Genomic DNA, 19207 nt, shown 5'->3' on the forward strand with positions numbered 1-19207 from the left:
CCTCAAGCGTCCAACCACACCTGCTCGGCAAACATGTAGCCCATGAAACCGCCCAGTGGGTTGCTGTCGTAGCCTTTGATGCGTTGGTCAACGCCGTCGATATTGCTGATGAACACCGGCACGCCGATGCCGCAGTGGTCGTGCACCAGGGTCTGCATGTCGCCATACATCTTGGCGCGCTTGGCGTCGTCGGTTTCGCCACGGGCCAGCATCAGCAACTGGTCGAACTGCTCGTTCTGCCAGCCGGACTCGTTCCACGGCGCCTTGGACTGGAAGAACTGCGAGAACATTACGTCGGCATTCGGCCGTGGGTTGATGTTGCCGAAGCTCAGCGGGTGCTTCATCCAGTGGTTGGACCAGTAGCCGTCGCTCGGCAGGCGGTTCACGTCGAGCTTGAGCCCGGCCTGTTTGGCCGATTGCTGCAACAGCACGGCGATGTCCACCGAACCGGTGGCGGCCGGCGAGGCCATCACGGGCATGGTGATGCTTTCCATGCCGGCTTTCTTCAGCAGGAACTTGGCTTTTTCCGGGTCGTAGACCGTCTGCGGCAAGTCGGTGTTGAAGTAGCGCGAACCCGGCGCAATCGGGTGATCGTTGCCCACCACCGCAAAGCCACGGAATACCGCGGACTTGACCTGTTCACGGTCGAGCAGCAGTTTCATGGCCTGGGTGAATTCCGGGCTTTTGCCGGGCAGTTGGTCTTGGCGAATGATCAAGTCAGTGTAGTTGCCCGACGGCGCGTCGACGACGCGGTGCTTGGCGCTGGCCTTGATGCGCGTGGTGGAGCGCGGGTTGACCTCGTTGATCATGTGCACATCGCCCGACAGCAGCGCATTGACCCGGGACGGCTCGTCGGCAATCGCGATGAACTCGATCTCGTCGAGGTACGGCAGGCCCGGTTTCCAGTAGTTTTTGTTGCGCACCGCAATCGAACGCACGCCTGGCTTGAACTCGCCCACGGTGAACGGCCCGGTGCCGATGCCTTTACTGAAGTCGCTGGTGCCCTCGGGGACGATCAACAGGTGCGACACCGCGAGGATCGACGGCAACTCGGCGTTGGCCGCGCTGAGGCGGATCTGCACTTCGTTCGGCCCGCTGGCCTTGATCTCGGCGAACTGCTCCATCAACGGCATGACCTTGGAACCGGTCAGCGGGTCTTTGTGGCGGTTCAGAGAGAACACCACGTCGGCGGCGGTCAGGGCCTTGCCGTTGTGGAAGGTCACGTCCTTGCGCAGGGTAATGGTCCAGACGGTGGCGTCGGTGTTGTCGATGCGCTCGGCCAGTTCCAGTTGCGGCACCAGGTGCTTATCGAAGCGGGTCAGGCCGTTGTAGAACATGTAGTGGCGCACATAGTCGGTGGACAGCGCGCCCTTGGCCGGGTCGAGGGTATCGGCGGTGGAGCTGGACATGCCGGCCACGCGGATCTTGCCGCCTGGCTTGCCTTTGCCGGCCACGGCGGCCTCGTCGGCGAACAGCTTGCCGGCGGCGCCGAACAGGCTGCCGGCACCGGCGGCGGCAACACCGGCCACGCCCAGCATTTGAAGGGCGTTGCGGCGCGACATGCCACGGTTGAGACTTTCGAACACCCGCAGGCTGTCCTGGCCGGAGATGAGTTCGGGGGTATTTTTGTTGTCAGTCATAGCAAGGCTACCTGTCGATAATCGGAAGAATCGAGTGCTCACGGATGTCCGGAGCGTCCTGGAAACACAAACGACGGTGACGCAACAACGGCAACTCAGTGCAAATAGTCCTGGAAGCGGTAGTAAGCCCCTACGAACGGCAAGAACCACGGCTTGCCGAAATGCCCGGGGATCGCCGGCCATTCCAGTTCGCGCCAGGGGTTGGCCGCGGTATTACCGGCCATGACCTCGGCCATCACCTGGCCCATGTGCACCGACATCTGCACGCCATGGCCGCTGTAGCCCATGGAGTGGAACACGCCGCCATGCTGGCCGGCGCGGGGCAGGCGGTCGGACGTCATGTCCACCAGGCCGCCCCAGCAGTAGTCGATCTTCACGTGCGCCAACTGCGGGAACATGTTCAGCATCGCCGCTTGCAGTACCTTGCCGCTCTTGGCGTCGGAGACGCTGTCGGACATGGCAAACCGAGCACGCCCGCCAAACAGCAGGCGGTTGTCCGGGGTCAGGCGAAAGTAGTTGCCGATCATGCGGCTGGTCACGTAGGCGCGATGTTGCGGCAGCAACTGGTCGATCAGCGTCTGGGGCAAGACTTCGGTGGCGATGACAAAACTGCCCACCGGCACAATCCTGCGGCGGTACCAACCCAGGTCGCCATGCTGGCAGGCACCGGTTGCCAGCAGGACTTGCCCGGCGTGCAATGAACCCTTGGCGGTGTTGACCTGGTAGCCGCCGGCCTGGGCCTTCCAATCCTTGACCTGGGTGTGCTCGTAGATCATCGCACCACGCCGCGCCGCCGCTTCGGCCAAGCCGACGCCGAAGCGGCCGACATGCATCTGCACGCCGTTGCGTTGCAGCAGGCCGCCATGAAACTGCGTCGAATTGACTTCCGCGTGGGTCTGCTCGGCGCTGAGCAACTCGACATCGGCATCCACCTCCTGGCGGATCAGCTCGCAGGTGCGGGCCAGGCCTTCGTAGTGCATCGGCTTGGCCGCCAGCTTGAGCTTGCCGTTGCGCACCAGGTCGCAGGTGATCCTTTCCTGCTCGACCAGTGACACCACCGTCTGCACGGCACTTTCATAGGCCTGGTAATAGGCACGCGCCTTGGCGGCACCGAGGCTGGCGTGCAACCCGGCGTAATCCTGGGCCACACCGGTGTTGCACTGCCCACCGTTGCGACCGGAGGCCTCGCCGATCACCCGCCCGGCGTCGAGCACCACCACACTGGCGCCCTTGAGCGCCAACGCCCGCGCTGCCGCCAGGCCGGTGAACCCACCGCCGACCACAGCCACATCGACCTGCTTGGGCAAGCCGCCCAGCTGGGCACCGGTAAACGCCGGTGCGGTGTCGAGCCAATAGGATTCACTGCCCATGTCTTACCCTCAGAGGTGTGCGCTTACAGACCGACCAGCGCCGGCAGCCCACCGATATCGGTGATCTGCTGGTAACCGTAGAACGCGTTGCCCGGCACTTCGTGGCCACGGGCAACGAAGGCTTTGTTTTTGATCTTCATGTCATGGGCCGGCATCAGGTCGTAACGGAAGCTGGAAGACACATGCAAGATGTCTTCCGGGCCACAGCCGAGGTTGTCGAGCATGAATTCAAACGCGGCCAGGCGCGGCTTGTAGGCCTGGGCCTGCTCGGCGGTGAACACCTTATGGAACGGCGCGCCGAGCTTGTCGACGTTGGACATGATCTGACTGTCGCTGGCATTGGAGAAGATCACCAGGGGAATCTTGTCGGCAATTTTCGACAGCCCGGCCGGCACGTCGGCATGAGGCCCCCAGGTCGGCACGGCGTCGTAATACAACTGGCCTTCCTCGCGATAGTCGATACCCCAGCGTTTGCAGGTACGGGCCAGGGCGGTCTTGAGGATTTCATCGTAGGGGCGCCAGTCGCCCATGACCTGGTCGAGGCGATAAGCCGAGAAGTCTTTGACGAACTGGTCCATTTGTTCAGGCTTGATGCGATCGGCGAACAGCTCGCGGGTCATGGTGCCCATATGGAAGTTGGTCAGCGTACCGTAGCAGTCGAACGTGATGAATTTGGGACGAAGAAAGCTCATTGAGTGCGGTCCTGGAGTTCGTTGAGTGTGACAAGCGTTCGCTGCCCTGGCGGCGCGTCGGCCTCGTTGCAGCACAGGTTCATTACACCACTGTGAAATCAGCATATGCCGTCTAAAACGACCTGCGCTCAATACAAACCACCGTTTTGGTGGCCGGGCTCAGCAGACTTTGCGGTGCGCGCCAGGCTTGGGCAGGGCCAGTGTTTGTGCGCTTTTAGGGGGCTTTTAGGGGTGGAGAGGCTTAAGCACGGGGGTGGGGGCGGCAGAAAGTGTGGCGGGTTGAAGTGTGGGAGGGAGCTTGGTTCCGTGGCGGCCTTCGGGCCGACCATGTCGTTGGCTTTGAGCGCGTACATATCCGTTGCTGCGGTCACGGCCGCTATGGGTTCCGCCCTTACGGCGGGTCACTTTGGAAAAGCCCCAAAGTAACCAAAGGGCTCTTGCCCCACCACTCGGTACCTCGCCTAGGCTCGGTATGCCCGAACGAAGGCTTGAATCCGTGGGCCGCCGTCATGGGCCATCCTTGGCCCAGGACGGCTAACCCGGCGTCCTGCCGGGTTACCCACGGATTCAACCCTGCGTTCGGCCAGCGTGGTTAACGGGGCGCCTGAGATCAAAAGCCAGAGCCAGAGCCAGAGCCAGAGCCAGAGCAGATCAAAAGATTGCTGACTTCGTCAGCGGTTAAGGAAGTAGAAGCCACACCGCGTACGCTTCAAAGATCAGGTCGGCTTTAAGGCCGCCTCGCTTTGGCTTTTGATCTCAGATCGCCCCGTCAAACACGCTGGCCGAACGCAGGCTTTGGAGCGTGGGTAACCCGGCAGGACGCCGGGTTAGCCGCGCTGGGCCATGGATGGCCCATCGCGGCGGCCCACGCTCCAAAGCCGGAGTGAGGGCACACCGAGCCTAGGCGAGGTGCCGAGTGTTGGGCCTTTCCAAAAGTGGGCCGCCGTAAGGGCGGAACCATAAGTGGCCGTTACCACAGGAACGGATATGTACTCACCCCCCAAAAAAAGCGGTCGGCCCGAAGGCCGCCACGGAAGCAAGTGCCCTCGCCACAGACCGCTGAAAAAAATGTGTAGATACTTATGCCCCGATGGCAGTGGGTCAGCTACAGATGTATCCACTGACACGGCCTCATCGGGAGCAAGCCCCCTCCCACATTTTTTACCGAGTACACCCGCCCTACTCCAGTTGGCTCCAACGCCAACCTCATGGCATTTGCTGCTGCCCCCCAACCCCAATTAAGTAGTAACTGTGGTCTCGCCCCACACACTACGAGGAATCTACCGAATATTCCCGCCCCCCTTGCCAGCCCCTGACCCAGGTGGGATACAAGCACCCTGACGCCACAAAAAACAACGCTCTACGGAGGCTTGCCATGTCCGCCCTGCCACACCCCGCTTACACCTACCGCCCCATGACCGTGGCCGACCTGCCGGCCGCCCACGCCTTGTCGGTGCAACTCAAATGGCCCCACCGCCTGGAAGACTGGGCAATGCTGCAACGGGTCAGCGACGGCTTCGTGGTCATGGATGGCGAGCGGCTGATCGGCAGCGCCTTCACCTGCCCCCAGGGCGACTACGCCACCATCGGCCTGGTGATCGTCAGCAATGACTACCAGGGCCAGGGCATAGGCCGGCGCTTGATGGAAAAGGCCCTCGCCGCTTGCGGCACGCGCACGCCGGTCCTCAATGCCACCCTCGCCGGCGCGCCGCTGTACGCCAGCCAAGGGTTCGTCGAATTCGGGCGGGTGCAGCAACATCAGGGCCAGGCGTTGGTGCCTGCCCTGCCGGCGCTGGCCGCTGGCGAAACCTGCCGGGCGCTTAACGCCGATGACCACGCCAGCCTGCTCGCGCTGGCCAAGGCCGCCAGCGGCCTGGACCGTCGTGAGGTACTGCGTGACCTGCAGGTGGAGCACGCCGTGGGTATCGAGCGCGATGGCCAGTTACGCGGCTTCGCCCTGCTGCGGCCGTTCGGCCGTGGACGCTGCATCGGCCCGGTGGTGGCGGAAAATATCGAGCAGGCCAAGCACCTGATCGCCACCTTGCTGGCCCAGGTGCCGGACACCTTTGTGCGCATCGATATTCCCGTCGCCTGCGGCCTCAGCGACTGGCTCGAACAGGCCGGCCTGAAGAACATCGACACCGTCGCGCAGATGGCCTTGGGCACTCCGCCCCAGGCCAGCCAAGGCGTCCACCCCTTTGCCCTGATCACCCAGGCGATCGGCTGACTTTCCTCCCGGAGCACTCCCCATGTCATCTCCCCGTATCCTGCTGTTGGCGCGTGCCGACGGCAGCCGCGTTGCCACGTCCTTCAACACGGCCGCTCTGAGCGCACTGGACCCGTTCGGCGACAGCCGCCAAGTCGCCTGGATGGGCGACGATGGCGTGTCCGCAGGGATTGTACCGTTCAGCGGCGAAGCGGTGATCAAAGATTTCCCCCACAGCGAAACCCTGGTGGTGCATGCAGGCCATGTAGTGCTCAGCAGCGCAGAACAGACACTGGAACTGGGCGTCGGCAGCAGCGCCGTGATCGGCCGTGGCACACGCCTCACGGTACAGGCGAGCGCAGGCAGCGAATGGGCGTTCTGCGCGGTCGACCAGGCCGATGCCCCCCTCTGCCCCGGCCTGACCCTGCTCGCCCCGCACACCCTGCTCAACCCCTCCGCCGCGCCGGAACCCCAGATACTGATCGGCCCCACCCCGCAGTGCCGCGCATTCAACCTGGTCGACGATGCCGTGACCGAGCTGCGCGTCGGCATCTGGGACTCGACGCCCTACGCCCGCCACGGCCGCCCGCACAAACTGCATGAGTTGATGCACCTGCTCGAAGGCAGCGTCACCCTGCAGGACAACGAGGGTGGCGAGGTCACGGTAAAAACCGGGGACACGGTGTTCGTGGCCAAGGGCGCGCCATGCGCCTGGACCAGCACGGCGTACGTGCGCAAGGTCTACGCGGTGAAATAACTCAGGCCTTCAACGCCTCTTCCAGAAACGTCACCAACGCCTGTACACGCGGGCTGCGCAGTTTGCGCGACGGCACCAGCAGGAGGATCGGCGCGCTGTCGAAGCTCCAGTCCGCCAGCACGCGCACCAGGCTGCCGCTGGCTACGGCGTCACTCACGTCCCACTGCGAACGCAGCACCAACCCCAAGCCTTGCTCGGCCCAACGTCGGGCAACGCTGCCATCGTTGCTCAACAACGCAGGCTCCACGCGCAGCGTCTTGCGGCCCTGGCCTTTGCGCAGGTGCCACAGGGTGACGTCTTCATCATTTTCGCGAATGCAAATGCAGCGATGAGACGCCAGCTCGTCCGGCGAAGTCGGCACGCCGTGCGCGTGCAGATAGGCCGGGCTGGCGCACAACCAGCGCTCGTTTGGCGTCAGTGGCCGCGCGGTCCACAGGCTGTCATTGAGCTGGCCGATGTGAATCACCGCATCGCTGTCATGGCGATCGGGCCAGGGCGTCTCGCGTAAATCCAGGTGCAGGCGCAGCTGCGGGTGCAGTTTGGCAAACCGCGCCAACAACGGTGCGATGCGCTGGCGACCATAGCCAAACGGCGCCGCCAACCTCAAGGTGCCCACCAGGGTTTCGTCCTGTTGCCGGAACGACTCCGGCAGCGCTTCCAACTGTTCCAGCAACAGCGCGCTTTCCCGCGAGAACCGCTCGCCATCCGCCGTCAGGCTAAGGCGCCGGGCGTCGCGATTGGCCAGGGTCAGCCCCAGCAGCGTCTCCAACTTGCGCAGGCGCATGGACAGCGCCGGCGGCGAGACATTCAGTGTTCGGGCGGCGGCGCTCAGCGATTCGGAGCGGGCCAGGGTGACGGCCAGTCGCAGGTCTTCGATGGAAATCATTCAATTTTACTTAATGATTGATGAACGCTGATTGAACCACACGTTAACAACGGCTGAGTAGAGTGCAGCCTGTACCCAGCCACGCGAGCTCCGCCATGTCCACGCCGATTGCTTCCCTCGACACGCCCGCCGCGCTCGTCGACATCCCACAGATGCAGCGCAATATCCAGCGTATGCAACAACGCATGAGCAGCCTGGGCGTGCGTTTGCGCCCGCATATCAAAACCAGCAAGTGCCTGCCGGTGATCCACGCCCAGATCGCCGCAGGGGCCAGCGGCGTGACGGTTTCCACCCTCAAGGAAGCCGAGCATTGTTTCGCTGCCGGTATCCGCGATGTGTTCTACGCCGTGGCCATCGCCCCGGGCAAACTGCCCCAGGCCCTGGCCCTGCGGCGCAAAGGCTGCAACCTGAGCCTGCTCACCGACAGCGTCCAAGGCGCCGAGGCCATGGTCGCTTTCGCAAAGCAGCATGACGAACGCTTCGACGTGTGGATCGAAATCGATTGCGACGGCCATCGCTCCGGCCTGGCCGCACAGGACCCTGTACTGATCGACGTCGCACGCCTCCTCAACGAGGGCGGCCTGCACCTGTGTGGCGTGATGACCCACGCCGGCTCGAGCTACGAGCTGGACAGCCTTGAACCCCTGCAAGCGCTGGCCGAACAGGAGCGTGCGCTCTGCGTCAGTGCCGCAGACACCCTCCGCGCAGCCGGGCTGGCGTGCCCCGAGGTCAGTATCGGCTCCACCCCCACGGCCCTCTCGGCGCTGAACCTGGACGGCGTCACCGAAGTACGCGCAGGTGTGTATGTGTTCTTCGACCTGGTCATGCGCAACATCGGCGTGTGCCAGGCCGATGAGTTGGCGCTGAGCGTACTGACCACCGTGATCGGTCATCAGCCGGACAAAGGCTGGATCATCATCGACGCCGGTTGGATGGCCATGAGTCGTGACCGTGGCACCCAGCGCCAGCGTCAGGACTTCGGTTATGGCCAAGTGTGCAGCGAAGCGGGCGACTGGATCGACGGCGCGCTGGTCACCGCTGCCAACCAGGAACATGGCATCGTCAGCCTGGGCGCTGCCCACAGTGACGCGCTTGTCACGCGCTTCCCCATCGGCAGTCGGCTGCGCATCCTGCCCAACCATGCCTGTGCCACCGGCGCGCAGTTCCCGGATTATCACGCAGTGGATGCCGATGGCAGCGTGCACACCTGGAGTCGCCTGCATGGCTGGTAATCGCATCCACTCGATTCATAGCCCCCACACGGCACCGCCGGGCGGGCACTATTCCCAGGCGGTGGCGCACGGCGGCGTGCTGTATGTGTCGGGGCAACTGCCGGTACGCGCCAATGGCGAGCACAGCGCCGGGCAACCGTTCGCAGTGCAAGCGTCGATTGCCCTGGATAACCTGGTGGCGATCCTGGGTGAAGCGGGCCTGAGCCCCCGTGACCTGCTCAAAGTGACGGTGTACGTCGTCGGCATAGAACACTGGCCCGCCTTTGATCAGATTTACGCGCGCTACCTCGGTGAACATAAACCGGCCCGCGCGGTGGTGCCCGTGCCGGTGTTGCACCATGGCTACCTGATCGAAATCGACGCCGTGGCCCGTACCGCACAGGAGCAGCCCACATGACCTCGCAAAAAAGCGACGTGCTGATCATCGGCGGCGGCATCATGGGCGCATCGTCGGCGTTTTTCCTGCGCCGCCGCGGCTGTTCGGTCACGCTGCTGGAACGCGACCAGATCGGTCAGTACGCCAGCGGTGTGAACTTCGGCAATGTGCGCCGCCAGGGCCGCTACCTGGGGCAACTGGAGCTGGCCAATCGTTCGTGGGCGCTGTGGAAACGCCTGCCGGAGTTGATCGACGACGACCTGGAATTTATCCCCAGCGGCCACATGCGCGTGTGCTATCGCGAAGATGAAATCGCTGAACTGGAGGCCTACGCCGCCGCGCCGGAAGCTGCGCAACTGGACCTGAAAATCTATCGCGGAGCCGAGTTGCACCAGCGTTTTGGTTTCCTCGGCCCGGAGGTGAAAGGCGGCTCCTACGCGCCCCACGACGGCCACGCCAACCCTCGCCTGGCCGCACCGGCATTCGCTCGCGCAGCTCGGCGCCTCGGTGCACGAATCGAGGAAAAGACCGAAGTGGCCGATGTGGAAAAGGTCAATGGCCTGTTCCATGTCACCACCACCGACGGGCAGTTGTTTGTCGCAGAGCAGCTGTTGATTACCGCCGGCGCCTGGGCCGCGCGCTTGTCCGAGCGCTTCGGCGAACCGGTACCACTGGAGCCCAACGGCCCACAGATGTCGGTCACGGAACCGGTGCCCTACGCCCTGCCCACCGTGATCGGCGTGTTCACCAAGATCAAGGAAGAGGTGATCTACTTCCGCCAGATCCCGCGCGGCAACATCATCATCGGTGGCGGCGCCCGCTGCACGCCGGACATGCTCAACCGACGCGCGTTTTTCAAGCCCGAGAGCCTGCTCAACCAGATGCGCCAGATGAAACGGCTATTACCGGGCGCCGAGAAACTGAACATCATCCGCGTGTGGAGCGGCATCGAAAGCTACACACCCGACTCCCTGCCGGTGATGGGACCCAGCGGCAGCGTGGACGGACTGTTTTATGCCTTCGGTTTCTGCGGCCACGGCTTCCAGCTCGGCCCTGGCGTGGGGGATGTGATGGCCGAACTGATCAGCACCGGCAGCACCAGCACCTTGATCAGCCCGTTCGATATCCGACGGTTTACCCAACCTTCGACGGTGCCGGCAAATGCCCCCACCACAGGAAAACTGATATGAGCCACGCCTGCCCGCCAGATTCAGCAGATTATCCCTTGCAGCGCTGAATAACGGCATCTTTGCGCGGGAGGCTTTTGCTAGCGTATCCAGACACCGGGCCGTGCCGTTCGCAGCGCCTATTACCGCTCCAGGGAGCCAGTTGGATGACCACCCACTCTTCAAATAGCTACAGCGTTGATCCGCAAACGGCTCACCAGTTTTACATCAACGGTCATTGGACGTCCCCGGCGATCCCTGCAACGCTGCCGGTGGTCAACCCGGCCACTGAAGCCGTGGTTGCCCAGGTGGCGCGCGGGACTGCCGAGGATGTCGACCGGGCCGTCGCGGCAGCACGCGGGGCGTTTGCCGGTTGGTCTGCGACCCCGGCTGAAGCGCGAGCGCAGGTGCTGGGGAAAATCCACGAACTGATCCTTGAACGCAAGGAGCAACTGGCGCAGGCGCTGTCCCTGGAAATGGGCGCGGCCATCGGCTTCGCTCGCGCGATGCAGGTACCGCTGGCAGCCGAACACGTTCGGGTCGCGCGTGACCTGCTGTCCAGCTATCGCTTCCAGACCGTGGAAGGCGGTACCGCAATCGAGCGCGAGCCCATCGGCGTGTGCGGACTGATCACGCCGTGGAACTGGCCGCTGTATCAAATCACCGCGAAAGTCGCCCCGGCCATCGCTGCCGGCTGCACCGTGGTGTTGAAACCGAGCGAACTGTCGCCATTGAGCGCCCTGCTGTTTGCCCAACTGGTGCATGACGCCGGCCTGCCGCCTGGGGTGTTCAATCTGGTGAACGGCAGCGGTGCCGAAGTCGGCGCGGCCATGGCGGCCCATGCGGATATCGACATGATTTCCATCACCGGTTCCAACCGCGCAGGCGCGTTGGTTGCCCAGGCAGCCGCGCCGACGGTCAAGCGGGTCACCCAGGAACTGGGGGGCAAGTCGCCGAATGTGCTGCTGCCCGACGCGGACTTCGCCAAGGCTGTGCCGCTGGGCGTGATGTCGGCGTTTCGCAACGTCGGCCAGTCGTGCAGCGCGCCGACCCGTATGATCGTGCCAAGAAGCCGCCTGGCCGAAGTCGAAGCCCTGGCAGCGGCCACCGCGAATGCACTGATCGTCGGCGACCCGCAGTCGGAAGAAACGCAGTTGGGCCCGATTGCCAACGAAGCCCAGTTCCATCGCGTCCAGGCCATGATCCAGGCCGGCCTCGACGAGGGCGCCAAACTGCTGTGCGGTGGGCCGGGACGGGCGGCGGGTTTTGACAAGGGTTTCTATACGCGACCGACGGTTTTCTCCGAAGTGAACAACGCCATGCGCATTGCCCAGGAGGAAATATTTGGGCCGGTGCTGTGCATCATTGCCTATGAGACGGTGGATGAAGCCGTCGCCATCGCCAACGATACGGTCTACGGACTGGGCGCCCACGTTCAGGGGCAGGACCTTGATCTTGCGCGGGCGGTGGCCTCGCGTATACGGGCGGGCCAGGTGCACCTGAACCATCCGGCGTGGAATCCGATGGCGCCGTTTGGGGGCTACAAACGCTCAGGGAATGGCCGGGAGTATGGTGTGCAGGGGTTCGAGGAGTATCTGGAAACCAAGGCGATTATTGGGTTTGGTGAATAAGTGATGGGCCTGTGGCGAGCGGGCTTGTCGAATCGTCACACCGCCCGCGCGGGGCTGCGTAGCAGCCCCAAAACCAGGCACAGAGGAGTGCCTGATACACCGCATTCGTCTTCATCAGGGGCCCCCCGTTAAACCACGCTGGCCGGAATTCGATAGTGATTTTGGGGGGTAAACCGGCAGGGATGCCGGTTTAGCCGCCGTTACCGAAGCAACGGATATGTACTCGATCTGATCCAACATCCTGGTCGGCTGTCAGGCCGCCATCGGGGCAAGCCCCCTCCCACATTTCAGTTAGCCGGCTTCAACAACTGCATCTGCTGGCGATAGTCATCCGTCACCTGCCGCGCCTGGCTGCTGCTGGTAATCACCCTCGGGGTAATCAGCACAATCAATTCCGTGCGGTCCTTGGACTTGCTGGTATTGCCAAACAACCAGCGCAACCCCGGAATTTTCCCAAGGTAAGGCACCGCACTGACGCTCTCCGCGTTGTCCTGCTTGATCAACCCGCCCAGTAACACCGTCTGCCCACTCTGCACCGCGACCTGGGTGGATACCGAGCGCGTGGAGATACGCGGGTTGGCCTGGGTGTCGTTGCTGGACGCCTGCTGGTCCTGGGCATCGCTGACCTGCTGCTGAATGTCCATGTACACCAAGCCCCCCGGGTTGATGCGTGGCACGACGTCGAGGATCACCCCGGTCTGCACGTATTCAACACTGCTCAAGGTGGTGTCGGAGGTGCCCGTGTTAACCGTGGTCTGGCTGATCGGGATGTTGTCGCCCACCTGGATCTGCGCCGGTTGGTTGTTCATCACCACCAGCGACGGCGCCGACAGCACCTGGGTGCGGCCGTTGGTTTCGAGAGCGTGCAGGGCCACTTGCAGGTTGGAGCTGACGAAGGAGTAGAACAACGAATCCGTCGCGCCCAACCCTGCCCCGCCGCCGCCCAAGGCGCCTTGGCTGCCGGCGGTGTTGCCCACGGTGGTGCTGGTGGAATTGCCCGCCAGGCGGCCCAGGTACCACTGCACGCCAAGGTCCAGTTCGCCGGTGAGCTTGACCTCGAGGATGCGCGTTTCGATCTGCACTTGCAGCGGTGGGTTGTCGAGGCGTTTGATCGCCGATTCGATCTCTTTCCACTGCACCGGGCGGGTGCGGACCAGCAGTTGGTTACTGCTTTTTTGCGCGGTGATGCGGGTGCCGGCGTCGAGGCTTTTGGCCGGGGCGTCTTCGCTCGCACCCTGCTCAGCGGTGTCCTGCTCGGCGTCGGGCTCCTGCTCCTCGTCCTCAGCAGCGGGTGGGTTGCCATTGAGGTTGTTGCTCAGGCCACCCGGCGTGCTGCCGGAGGTGCTGTTGGTGCCCGGCGAGGACAGGGTCGCGGTGCGCAAACCGGGGGCGACCTTGGCCGGGGTGTCGTCCTTGATCGCGCCCGTGCCGTAGATCTGGCGCAGGTACTTGGCGAGGTCGGTGGCCTTCATGTTGCGCACGTCGTAGACGTACATCTGCGGCTCGTTGCCGCCGCCTTCGTCGATGGTGTGGATCCAGTCGCCGACTTCGCTGAGGTACTGCGGCTGCGACGAGATCGCCACCACCGAGTTGGTCCGCTCGATGGGCAAGAAGCGCACCATGCCCGCCAGGGGCATGCCGCTGTCGGGGCCGAACATTTTTTGCAGTTCGGGCATCAGCTCGGCCACCGACGCGCGCTGCAGGCCGAACACGCCCACCGACATGCCCTTGAGCCAGTCCACGTCGAAGGTGTCGATGGTGTCCTGGTAATTGGCCAGTTCTTCGGGGGTGCCGGCCAGGCTCAGCACATTGCGCGCCGGGTCCACCAGCAGGAAGGCGTTCTCGCGGGCGAACGGCTTGAGCAGTTTCTGCATCTCGGTGGCCGAGATATAACGCAACGGAAACAGGCGTGCCGACAAACCGCTGGACGGCTGTGACACGCGCATCTCCGGCACCAGCTTGCCCGCCACGGCCTGGTTGGCCGGCAGGATCACATACCGGTTGCCCTGTTTGATCATCGCGTTATCGGTCCACGACAACAGGGTCTCCAGAATCGACAAGGCCTGCTGCTTGTTCACCGGCTTGGACGTGGAAAAGCTGACATTGCCCTTCACGCCCTGGGCGATGCTGTAGTTCTCGTGCAGCAGGTCGCCCATCACGCTGTTGATCACCGCTTCGATCGGTTGATCGGCGAAGTTGAACACGATGTCGCCGCTGCCCTCCTCCTTGGCGGCCGAGACCGCTGCCGGTTGGCGCACGAACTGCTGATTGCCGCGTATCAACTGGCGCTGGGGCGGGGTCTTCGCCTGGGGTTGGCCGCTGTCGACCGGTGCCTGTTCGCTGGCCGGGTCCACGGGTGGGCGTTGCGAACCGGTGCCCTGCATCGCCTCATGCAGCAGGGCCTCGTCCGGGTCGAGATGCTCGGGAAATGTGCCGCAGCCACCGAGGGAAACGGCGGTGGCCAGGCACAACGCGGTGGTGCGCAAGGCGCCAGGGAAGGTATCGATCAAGGGGTGGACTCGTGAGGAAGGGTAATCGGGGGGGTGGTGGACGGCGGCGGCAAACGCAGGGCCCGCAGGCTCAGGGTTTGAGTACGGCCGTCGAGTACAAAGCGGGCATCGCGGGGCGTCAGGTGTTCCAGGCGCCAGCCGTTGGGCAGGGTCTGGCCCTGGTGGACTTTGAGCGGTGGGCCATCGGCACGCTTGAGCAGCGCCACACGCAGGTCGCCGTCGAGGACGATCCCGGTCAGCACCAGGCTCGACAGGCTGGAGACGGCGGCTTGGCCCACCGCACGGTCGGGGCTGCGGTCGGGGCTGAACAGCGGCGCTTGCCAGGTGCCGGCCAGGCTTTCGAGGGTCGCGCTCGGCGCCACCAGCACCTTGGCGGCGGTGTTGGCGCGCACATCGGGGTCCGGCGCCGGCAACCACTGCGGCGCATCGCCGATGCTGCTGAGGATGCCGACCATCAGCAGGCCCAACAGCCCGGCCACACCGAGCAACAGCCATTCCAGGGGACGCAATGCATTGATCATCGTTGCACCTGCCGGGCGGCGGCCGGTTGCAGGTAACCGCGCACCAACAAGTGCACCACCAGTTGCCCGGCGCCGCCGCTGGCGGGGGCGTTCGGTGGGCGGCGGATGCTCATCTCATCGACGAACAGAAACGGCCGCTGGTACTCCAGCTCATGCAGGATCGCGGTCAAGGGTTCGATGGCGCAATTGAGGGTCAGGCTGACCTTGACCTGGCGATAGGGCTCGGCGTCGTCCTGCTCCGGGGTGATGGGCATGCGCTGGGTCAGGCTGCAACCGCCACCGAGGCCCGCGCGGCTGTTGATCAGGTCGGCGATGCGTTGCATCAGGTCCGCCGCCACCGCACTCGGGTCGTCGCCGGGCAACAGGCTGGTGCTGCTGGCCGGATCCTGCCGCGCCTGTTCCAACTGCTGGCGCAGGCTGTCGCCCTGGCGCAACACACCGGCGTAGCGTTGCTGCTGTTCACGCAGCTGCTCGGCTTGCTCGCCCATGCTGCGCAAGGGGCCGGCGAACCAGCTGTCGATCAACAGCCAGTAACCAGCGCCGAGCACCAGGGCCAGGGCGATCAGGGCCGCGCCACGGCGCTCACGGGGTGTCAGTGGTCGGCGCATCAGCGGCCTCCTGGTGCAGGTGGGCGCGCAAGGAAAATTGATCCTTGCCGGTTTGCGCATCGGGTTGGATCACCCCTTCGAACTGGGCGTTTTCCAGGCTGTGGCAGCCCTTGATCCGGGTGATCAAGGCGCTGGCCTTGGCGCTCTGCCCAGAAAAGGACACGTCGGCGCCGTCATTGACTTCCAACTGGTCGAGCCAGGTGTCCGAGGGCAGGCACGCGGTCAGCTCGTTGAGCAGCGCCGCCAACGGCGGTTGGGCAGCCTTGCGGCGAATCAGGTACTGGGCGGCGCCACGGGTATTGAGCAGTTGCTGGCGCAGGGCCTGGATCTCGGCGACCTGGGCTTTCTGCTCGCGCACGCTGTGTTGCATGGCATCGAGTACGCGCTGGCGGTCGTTGAGCCACAGCAGCATCGCCGCAATCAGCAAGGCGCCGCACAACCACGGCAGGCTGCGTTGCAGGCCCTTGCCCTGGGGACGCTGGCGGGGACGCAACGGCGCCGGCAGCAAGTCGATGCCCATGGGTTTGCCTGCGCTATCGGCGACATCCACGGCATGGGGCTGCAAGCCGAGGGCCGCGCAGTCATTGAGGATCTGGTCGAGGCGCTCACGCAGGATCGCCACCAGCGTGACGTGCAGGTGCGTGGGGGTACGGCGCTCCTGGCGCGCGACGAAGTAAAGCTGGGCGGCTTCGAACGGCGTGAAGCGGTCCAGTTCATAGCCGACCACCGTCGACAGGTTGCGCGCCGCCGCCGGGGGCAATTGCAGGGTTTGCACCAGCACCGTTTCAGGCGGCAGCACCAGCACCTGACGCGCTTCGCCAGGCAGCTTTTCGACCGGCGCGGTCAGCGGCCAGGCGTAGACATGCTCGGGAATATCGGCAAACGACAACCACGCCGGCAGGCAGCCACGCAGCTCCTTGAGCCACAGGCGCCAGCCCAGTTGCAGCAGGCTGCCGCGCCAGCGCTGGATGATGGGCTGCGCCAGCGCCTGAAACCGTGCGGTTAACTGTTCGTTCATTCTTGCCAACGTAGGACTCGATAAGGTTGTGCGCTGCCTTGCGCGGGGCTCAATAACACGGTGGCTTGCACCTGGGCGTGGTAACCGCCGGGGCGTTGGGCACGGCTGCTGACCACCAGCACGTCGCCGGGATCGGCACCCACCGCGCTCTGGTGCGGCAGGTTCAGTGCGCGGCGCATCAAGGCACTGGCGAATGCCGGATCGGGCCGGTCCAGGCCGCTCCACAGGCTGATCTCGGGCACCAGCTCGCTGTACAGCGCCTGGGTCATGCCCGGCAGTTGGCGCACCTCTTCCACCACCCGAAACGGCGCCAGGCCCTGGTTACGCCGCACCTCCAGGGCTCTGGCGAGTTGGTTGGCCTGGGCCTGGGTCGCACCGCAGGCCAGGGCCAGGCGGGCAAAATCACCCACCTCGGCGCTGTTCAAATACAACTTGCCGCGCTCGCTGTGCAGGCTGACGTGCAGCTGCGCATCGTCGAACACCAGCGGAATTTCACGCCCATCGGCAATCCACTGCTTGCGCTGCAACGAGTCCGCCACGGCTTGCATCACCAACGCCACCCCGGCCTCGGCCGCCAGCACCGCCTGGGTATGCTGGCGGTGCCAGGCGGCCTGGCGGGTTTCCAGTTGCACCCAGCCGGCCAGGCCGCCGAGCAACAGGCTGAGCAACGCCAGCACCCACAGCACCAGCAGCAGAGCCACACCGCGTTGATGCCGGATCATTCGGGCGCCCCGCCGGACAGGTTCAGGCGCAAGGCAACCACCTGGGTTACCCACGGCACCGGGCCATTCACCCGTGCGTCAATCCGCACCGTGTAAGGCAGGCGCTTGGTCCACGGCCACGTACTGATCCAGCCGGTGGCCTGGCCCTTGGGCGACACGCCGCGATAGCTGAATTGCAGGTCCTCGACATCCTTCAACAACACCTGCGGCTCACTGCGCGCCGCCGGAACACTCACCTGTGCCTCAGACTCAAACCGCGCGAACGCCACCTGCAAGTCGCGCTGCGATTCGGGACCCACCAACTCCAAGGTGAAGCGCTGGATACCGCCGCCGAGCACACCCGGCAAGGTCGCGACAAACTGCATACGCTGCGGCCCACCGGCAAAAAAGCCATCGGTCTGGCTGTCGTCCTCGGTCACATCCAGCGGTAACGCCTCGCTGATGGCCGTGCGCAAAAACTGCTGCGCGGCACGCATTTCATCCAGGCTGACCGTGTAGCGCTGGGCCTTGAGCACGGCGCGATTGGCCCCCAGCAAGGCGCCGCCGACCAGGGTCAGCAACACCCCGAGCAGGCTCAGTACGATCATGATCTCAAGCAAGGTAAAGCCCTGCTGACGCGCCTTCACAAGCCGGCCCCGACGCCGGCAGCGCGCAGTTTCAAGGTGCTGAAACTGGCCTGGCGCGGGCCTTCGCTGACGGTCAGGTCCAGGCGAAACAGATGCGCCTGGCCGACGCGGCTGGGCTGCTGGGCGATGCGCAGTTGCCAGGCGATACCGTCCAACTCGCCCTGGCGTGTGCCGCTGGCCAACGGGCCCATGCCTTCCTGATCCATCACACTCAAGGCGGCATGGGTCAGGCGGTCGCTGTGGGATACCTGCAACAACGAGCGTGCGCTCTGGCCGAAGGCGACCAGCAGCACCGTGCTACAGATCGCCATCAGCGTCAGCGCGGCGAGCATTTCCAGCAGGGTAAAACCCGCCTGGCGCTTCATGGCAAGGCCTTGGACTGCACGCTGCCGGTCAGCCAGCCAATGTCGATACGCCAACGCCGACTGCCGTTGGCCAGTAACACGTGGCCGCCGGTGGAGCTGCCATCGGGGTAGAAATCCACCGCAGCGCCGGCTTGCTCGGCGGTGTGCAGGGTCACTTGCAGCCCGGCCGGCCAATACTTTTTCGGACGGCCCGGCGCCTGCACGCTGAGGTTGCGCAAATCGAACACGGTGCTTTCGGTGGTGCCGTTGACAATCGCCCGCGCCCGCGTGCTGCGCAATGCCTCGACCACCTGCCCGACGGCCTGGCGCTCTTTGGCGGCGCGCAGGCCTTGTTGCAGGCCAAACCCTACCAACCCGGCCGCGATGCTGATCAAGACGATCACCACCAGCATTTCCATCAAGGTAAAGCCGCGTTGGGCGTTGGCCATGGTCGTGGGTTATTCCCAGTTGCCCAGGTCGGCGCTGTAGCCTTCGCCGCCGGGCTGGCCGTCCTGGCCGTAGAAAATCAGGTCGAACGCACCGTGCTCACCGGGGAAGCGATAACCGAAGGCATGGCCGAACGGGTCCTTGAGGTCCGACGGTTTGGCATACGGCCCGGCCCAACCGGCGCTGTTGCCCGGCTTGTCGACCAGTTGCTGCAGGGTCTTGGGCGGCGAGCCGACGTCCAGGCCGTAGCTTTCAATCTTCATGCTCAGGCTGGCCAGCTGGGCCTTGCCCGCGCCGTATTTGCCCTTGTCCACATTGCCGCCGACCTGGCGTACCACGATGGTCGCGACGATGCCCAGCAGCACGATCACGGCGAGCATTTCCAGCAAGGTAAAACCGCCCTGGCGGCGGGCGGGCTTGAATCGGGTATGGCGCATCAGCGTGTTTCCTTAAGG

General features: G+C 64.4%; 19 protein-coding genes. 6 read left to right on the forward strand and 13 right to left on the reverse strand.

Features of this window, described 5'->3' with window-relative positions:
- Positions 1–2: 2 nt before the first annotated feature.
- From HDC32_RS06325 to HDC32_RS06335, 3 genes are all read right to left on the reverse strand, one after another.
- Positions 3–1640 carry an ABC transporter substrate-binding protein gene (locus HDC32_RS06325; RefSeq protein WP_131698236.1) on the reverse strand — a complete coding sequence of 546 codons (1638 nt, stop codon included), beginning with the start codon at positions 1638–1640 and terminating at the stop codon, positions 3–5.
- 95 nt (positions 1641–1735) lie between these two features.
- The gene (locus HDC32_RS06330; protein ID WP_184743009.1) at positions 1736–3010 is read right to left on the reverse strand and encodes an FAD-binding oxidoreductase; all 1275 of its coding nucleotides are present in this window, start codon (positions 3008–3010) and stop codon (positions 1736–1738) included.
- 23 nt (positions 3011–3033) lie between these two features.
- Complete coding sequence (locus HDC32_RS06335; protein ID WP_065924408.1) at positions 3034–3702, reverse strand: haloacid dehalogenase type II; 669 nt, start codon at positions 3700–3702, stop codon at positions 3034–3036.
- 1375 nt (positions 3703–5077) lie between these two features.
- On the opposite strand from HDC32_RS06335, the gene HDC32_RS06340 reads away from it, so the two are divergent.
- Both HDC32_RS06340 and HDC32_RS06345 read left to right on the forward strand, forming a co-directional pair.
- Positions 5078–5929 (forward strand): GNAT family N-acetyltransferase, encoded by an 852-nt coding sequence (locus HDC32_RS06340; RefSeq protein WP_184743012.1) that lies wholly within the window; start codon positions 5078–5080, stop codon positions 5927–5929.
- 22 nt (positions 5930–5951) lie between these two features.
- Positions 5952–6665, forward strand: a complete 714-nt coding sequence (locus tag HDC32_RS06345) for a cupin domain-containing protein (protein WP_184743015.1) — start codon at positions 5952–5954, stop codon at positions 6663–6665.
- 1 nt (position 6666) lies between these two features.
- Here HDC32_RS06345 and HDC32_RS06350 read toward each other — a convergent pair whose 3' ends face one another.
- Complete coding sequence (locus HDC32_RS06350; protein ID WP_167656334.1) at positions 6667–7551, reverse strand: LysR family transcriptional regulator; 885 nt, start codon at positions 7549–7551, stop codon at positions 6667–6669.
- A gap of 95 nt (positions 7552–7646) precedes the next feature.
- Between HDC32_RS06350 and HDC32_RS06355 the strand changes: the two genes are divergently transcribed.
- The 4 genes from HDC32_RS06355 (at position 7647) to HDC32_RS06370 (ending at position 11956) form a co-directional block, all read left to right on the forward strand.
- Entirely contained in the window at positions 7647–8783 is a 1137-nt protein-coding gene (locus HDC32_RS06355; RefSeq protein ID WP_184743017.1) for a DSD1 family PLP-dependent enzyme, read from the forward strand.
- Complete coding sequence (locus HDC32_RS06360; protein ID WP_184743020.1) at positions 8773–9180, forward strand: RidA family protein; 408 nt, start codon at positions 8773–8775, stop codon at positions 9178–9180. The genes HDC32_RS06355 and HDC32_RS06360 overlap by 11 nt, the downstream gene beginning before the upstream one ends.
- The gene (locus HDC32_RS06365) at positions 9177–10349 is read left to right on the forward strand and encodes an FAD-binding oxidoreductase (protein WP_184743023.1); all 1173 of its coding nucleotides are present in this window, start codon (positions 9177–9179) and stop codon (positions 10347–10349) included. The genes HDC32_RS06360 and HDC32_RS06365 overlap by 4 nt, the downstream gene beginning before the upstream one ends.
- Before the next feature lie 143 nt (positions 10350–10492).
- A complete protein-coding gene (locus HDC32_RS06370; RefSeq protein WP_184743026.1) occupies positions 10493–11956 on the forward strand; it encodes an aldehyde dehydrogenase family protein in 1464 nt (487 codons plus the stop codon).
- Between the two features lie 287 nt (positions 11957–12243).
- Here HDC32_RS06370 and gspD read toward each other — a convergent pair whose 3' ends face one another.
- Genes gspD through gspG form a run of 9 tightly spaced genes read right to left on the reverse strand, consistent with a single transcriptional unit; the run spans position 12244 to position 19189 of the window.
- On the reverse strand, positions 12244–14466 hold the full coding sequence (gene gspD / locus HDC32_RS06375; protein ID WP_131698245.1) for a type II secretion system secretin GspD: 2223 nt from the start codon (positions 14464–14466) through the stop codon (positions 12244–12246).
- A complete protein-coding gene (locus tag HDC32_RS06380) occupies positions 14463–14987 on the reverse strand; it encodes a general secretion pathway protein GspN (RefSeq protein WP_184743028.1) in 525 nt (174 codons plus the stop codon). Before HDC32_RS06380 ends, gspD begins: the two co-directional genes overlap by 4 nt.
- The gene (gene gspM / locus HDC32_RS06385; RefSeq protein WP_024076406.1) at positions 14984–15595 is read right to left on the reverse strand and encodes a type II secretion system protein GspM; all 612 of its coding nucleotides are present in this window, start codon (positions 15593–15595) and stop codon (positions 14984–14986) included. Before gspM ends, HDC32_RS06380 begins: the two co-directional genes overlap by 4 nt.
- On the reverse strand, positions 15570–16613 hold the full coding sequence (locus tag HDC32_RS06390; RefSeq protein ID WP_184743031.1) for a type II secretion system protein GspL: 1044 nt from the start codon (positions 16611–16613) through the stop codon (positions 15570–15572). Before HDC32_RS06390 ends, gspM begins: the two co-directional genes overlap by 26 nt.
- The gene (locus HDC32_RS06395) at positions 16610–17335 is read right to left on the reverse strand and encodes a general secretion pathway protein GspK (protein WP_184743034.1); all 726 of its coding nucleotides are present in this window, start codon (positions 17333–17335) and stop codon (positions 16610–16612) included. The genes HDC32_RS06390 and HDC32_RS06395 overlap by 4 nt, the downstream gene beginning before the upstream one ends.
- Positions 17332–17961: a prepilin-type N-terminal cleavage/methylation domain-containing protein gene (locus tag HDC32_RS06400; RefSeq protein WP_167656342.1), complete on the reverse strand. Its 630-nt coding sequence runs from the start codon at positions 17959–17961 to the stop codon at positions 17332–17334. Before HDC32_RS06400 ends, HDC32_RS06395 begins: the two co-directional genes overlap by 4 nt.
- Positions 17958–18326: a type II secretion system protein gene (locus tag HDC32_RS06405; RefSeq protein WP_131698251.1), complete on the reverse strand. Its 369-nt coding sequence runs from the start codon at positions 18324–18326 to the stop codon at positions 17958–17960. Before HDC32_RS06405 ends, HDC32_RS06400 begins: the two co-directional genes overlap by 4 nt.
- Entirely contained in the window at positions 18323–18754 is a 432-nt protein-coding gene (locus HDC32_RS06410) for a type II secretion system protein (protein ID WP_184743037.1), read from the reverse strand. The genes HDC32_RS06405 and HDC32_RS06410 overlap by 4 nt, the downstream gene beginning before the upstream one ends.
- Positions 18755–18763: 9 nt before the next feature.
- On the reverse strand, positions 18764–19189 hold the full coding sequence (gene gspG, locus HDC32_RS06415) for a type II secretion system major pseudopilin GspG (protein WP_024076412.1): 426 nt from the start codon (positions 19187–19189) through the stop codon (positions 18764–18766).
- Positions 19190–19207: the final 18 nt, after the last annotated feature.

Origin of the sequence: Pseudomonas sp. JAI120 (assembly GCF_014207255.1) — a bacterium.
Lineage (GTDB): Bacteria > Pseudomonadota > Gammaproteobacteria > Pseudomonadales > Pseudomonadaceae > Aquipseudomonas.

What these genes read in the sequence shown, in the direction of transcription:
- HDC32_RS06325 (WP_131698236.1), bottom strand. Translation starts at nt 1,640, where the DNA reads ATGACTGACAACAAAAATACCCCCGAACTCATCTCCGGCCAGGACAGC.
- HDC32_RS06330 (WP_184743009.1), bottom strand. Translation starts at nt 3,010, where the DNA reads ATGGGCAGTGAATCCTATTGGCTCGACACCGCACCGGCGTTTACCGGT.
- HDC32_RS06335 (WP_065924408.1), bottom strand. Translation starts at nt 3,702, where the DNA reads ATGAGCTTTCTTCGTCCCAAATTCATCACGTTCGACTGCTACGGTACG.
- HDC32_RS06340 (WP_184743012.1), top strand. Translation starts at nt 5,078, where the DNA reads ATGTCCGCCCTGCCACACCCCGCTTACACCTACCGCCCCATGACCGTG.
- HDC32_RS06345 (WP_184743015.1), top strand. Translation starts at nt 5,952, where the DNA reads ATGTCATCTCCCCGTATCCTGCTGTTGGCGCGTGCCGACGGCAGCCGC.
- HDC32_RS06350 (WP_167656334.1), bottom strand. Translation starts at nt 7,551, where the DNA reads ATGATTTCCATCGAAGACCTGCGACTGGCCGTCACCCTGGCCCGCTCC.
- HDC32_RS06355 (WP_184743017.1), top strand. Translation starts at nt 7,647, where the DNA reads ATGTCCACGCCGATTGCTTCCCTCGACACGCCCGCCGCGCTCGTCGAC.
- HDC32_RS06360 (WP_184743020.1), top strand. Translation starts at nt 8,773, where the DNA reads ATGGCTGGTAATCGCATCCACTCGATTCATAGCCCCCACACGGCACCG.
- HDC32_RS06365 (WP_184743023.1), top strand. Translation starts at nt 9,177, where the DNA reads ATGACCTCGCAAAAAAGCGACGTGCTGATCATCGGCGGCGGCATCATG.
- HDC32_RS06370 (WP_184743026.1), top strand. Translation starts at nt 10,493, where the DNA reads ATGACCACCCACTCTTCAAATAGCTACAGCGTTGATCCGCAAACGGCT.
- HDC32_RS06380 (WP_184743028.1), bottom strand. Translation starts at nt 14,987, where the DNA reads ATGATCAATGCATTGCGTCCCCTGGAATGGCTGTTGCTCGGTGTGGCC.
- gspM (WP_024076406.1), bottom strand. Translation starts at nt 15,595, where the DNA reads ATGCGCCGACCACTGACACCCCGTGAGCGCCGTGGCGCGGCCCTGATC.
- HDC32_RS06390 (WP_184743031.1), bottom strand. Translation starts at nt 16,613, where the DNA reads ATGAACGAACAGTTAACCGCACGGTTTCAGGCGCTGGCGCAGCCCATC.
- HDC32_RS06395 (WP_184743034.1), bottom strand. Translation starts at nt 17,335, where the DNA reads ATGATCCGGCATCAACGCGGTGTGGCTCTGCTGCTGGTGCTGTGGGTG.
- HDC32_RS06405 (WP_131698251.1), bottom strand. Translation starts at nt 18,326, where the DNA reads ATGAAGCGCCAGGCGGGTTTTACCCTGCTGGAAATGCTCGCCGCGCTG.
- HDC32_RS06410 (WP_184743037.1), bottom strand. Translation starts at nt 18,754, where the DNA reads ATGGCCAACGCCCAACGCGGCTTTACCTTGATGGAAATGCTGGTGGTG.
- gspG (WP_024076412.1), bottom strand. Translation starts at nt 19,189, where the DNA reads ATGCGCCATACCCGATTCAAGCCCGCCCGCCGCCAGGGCGGTTTTACC.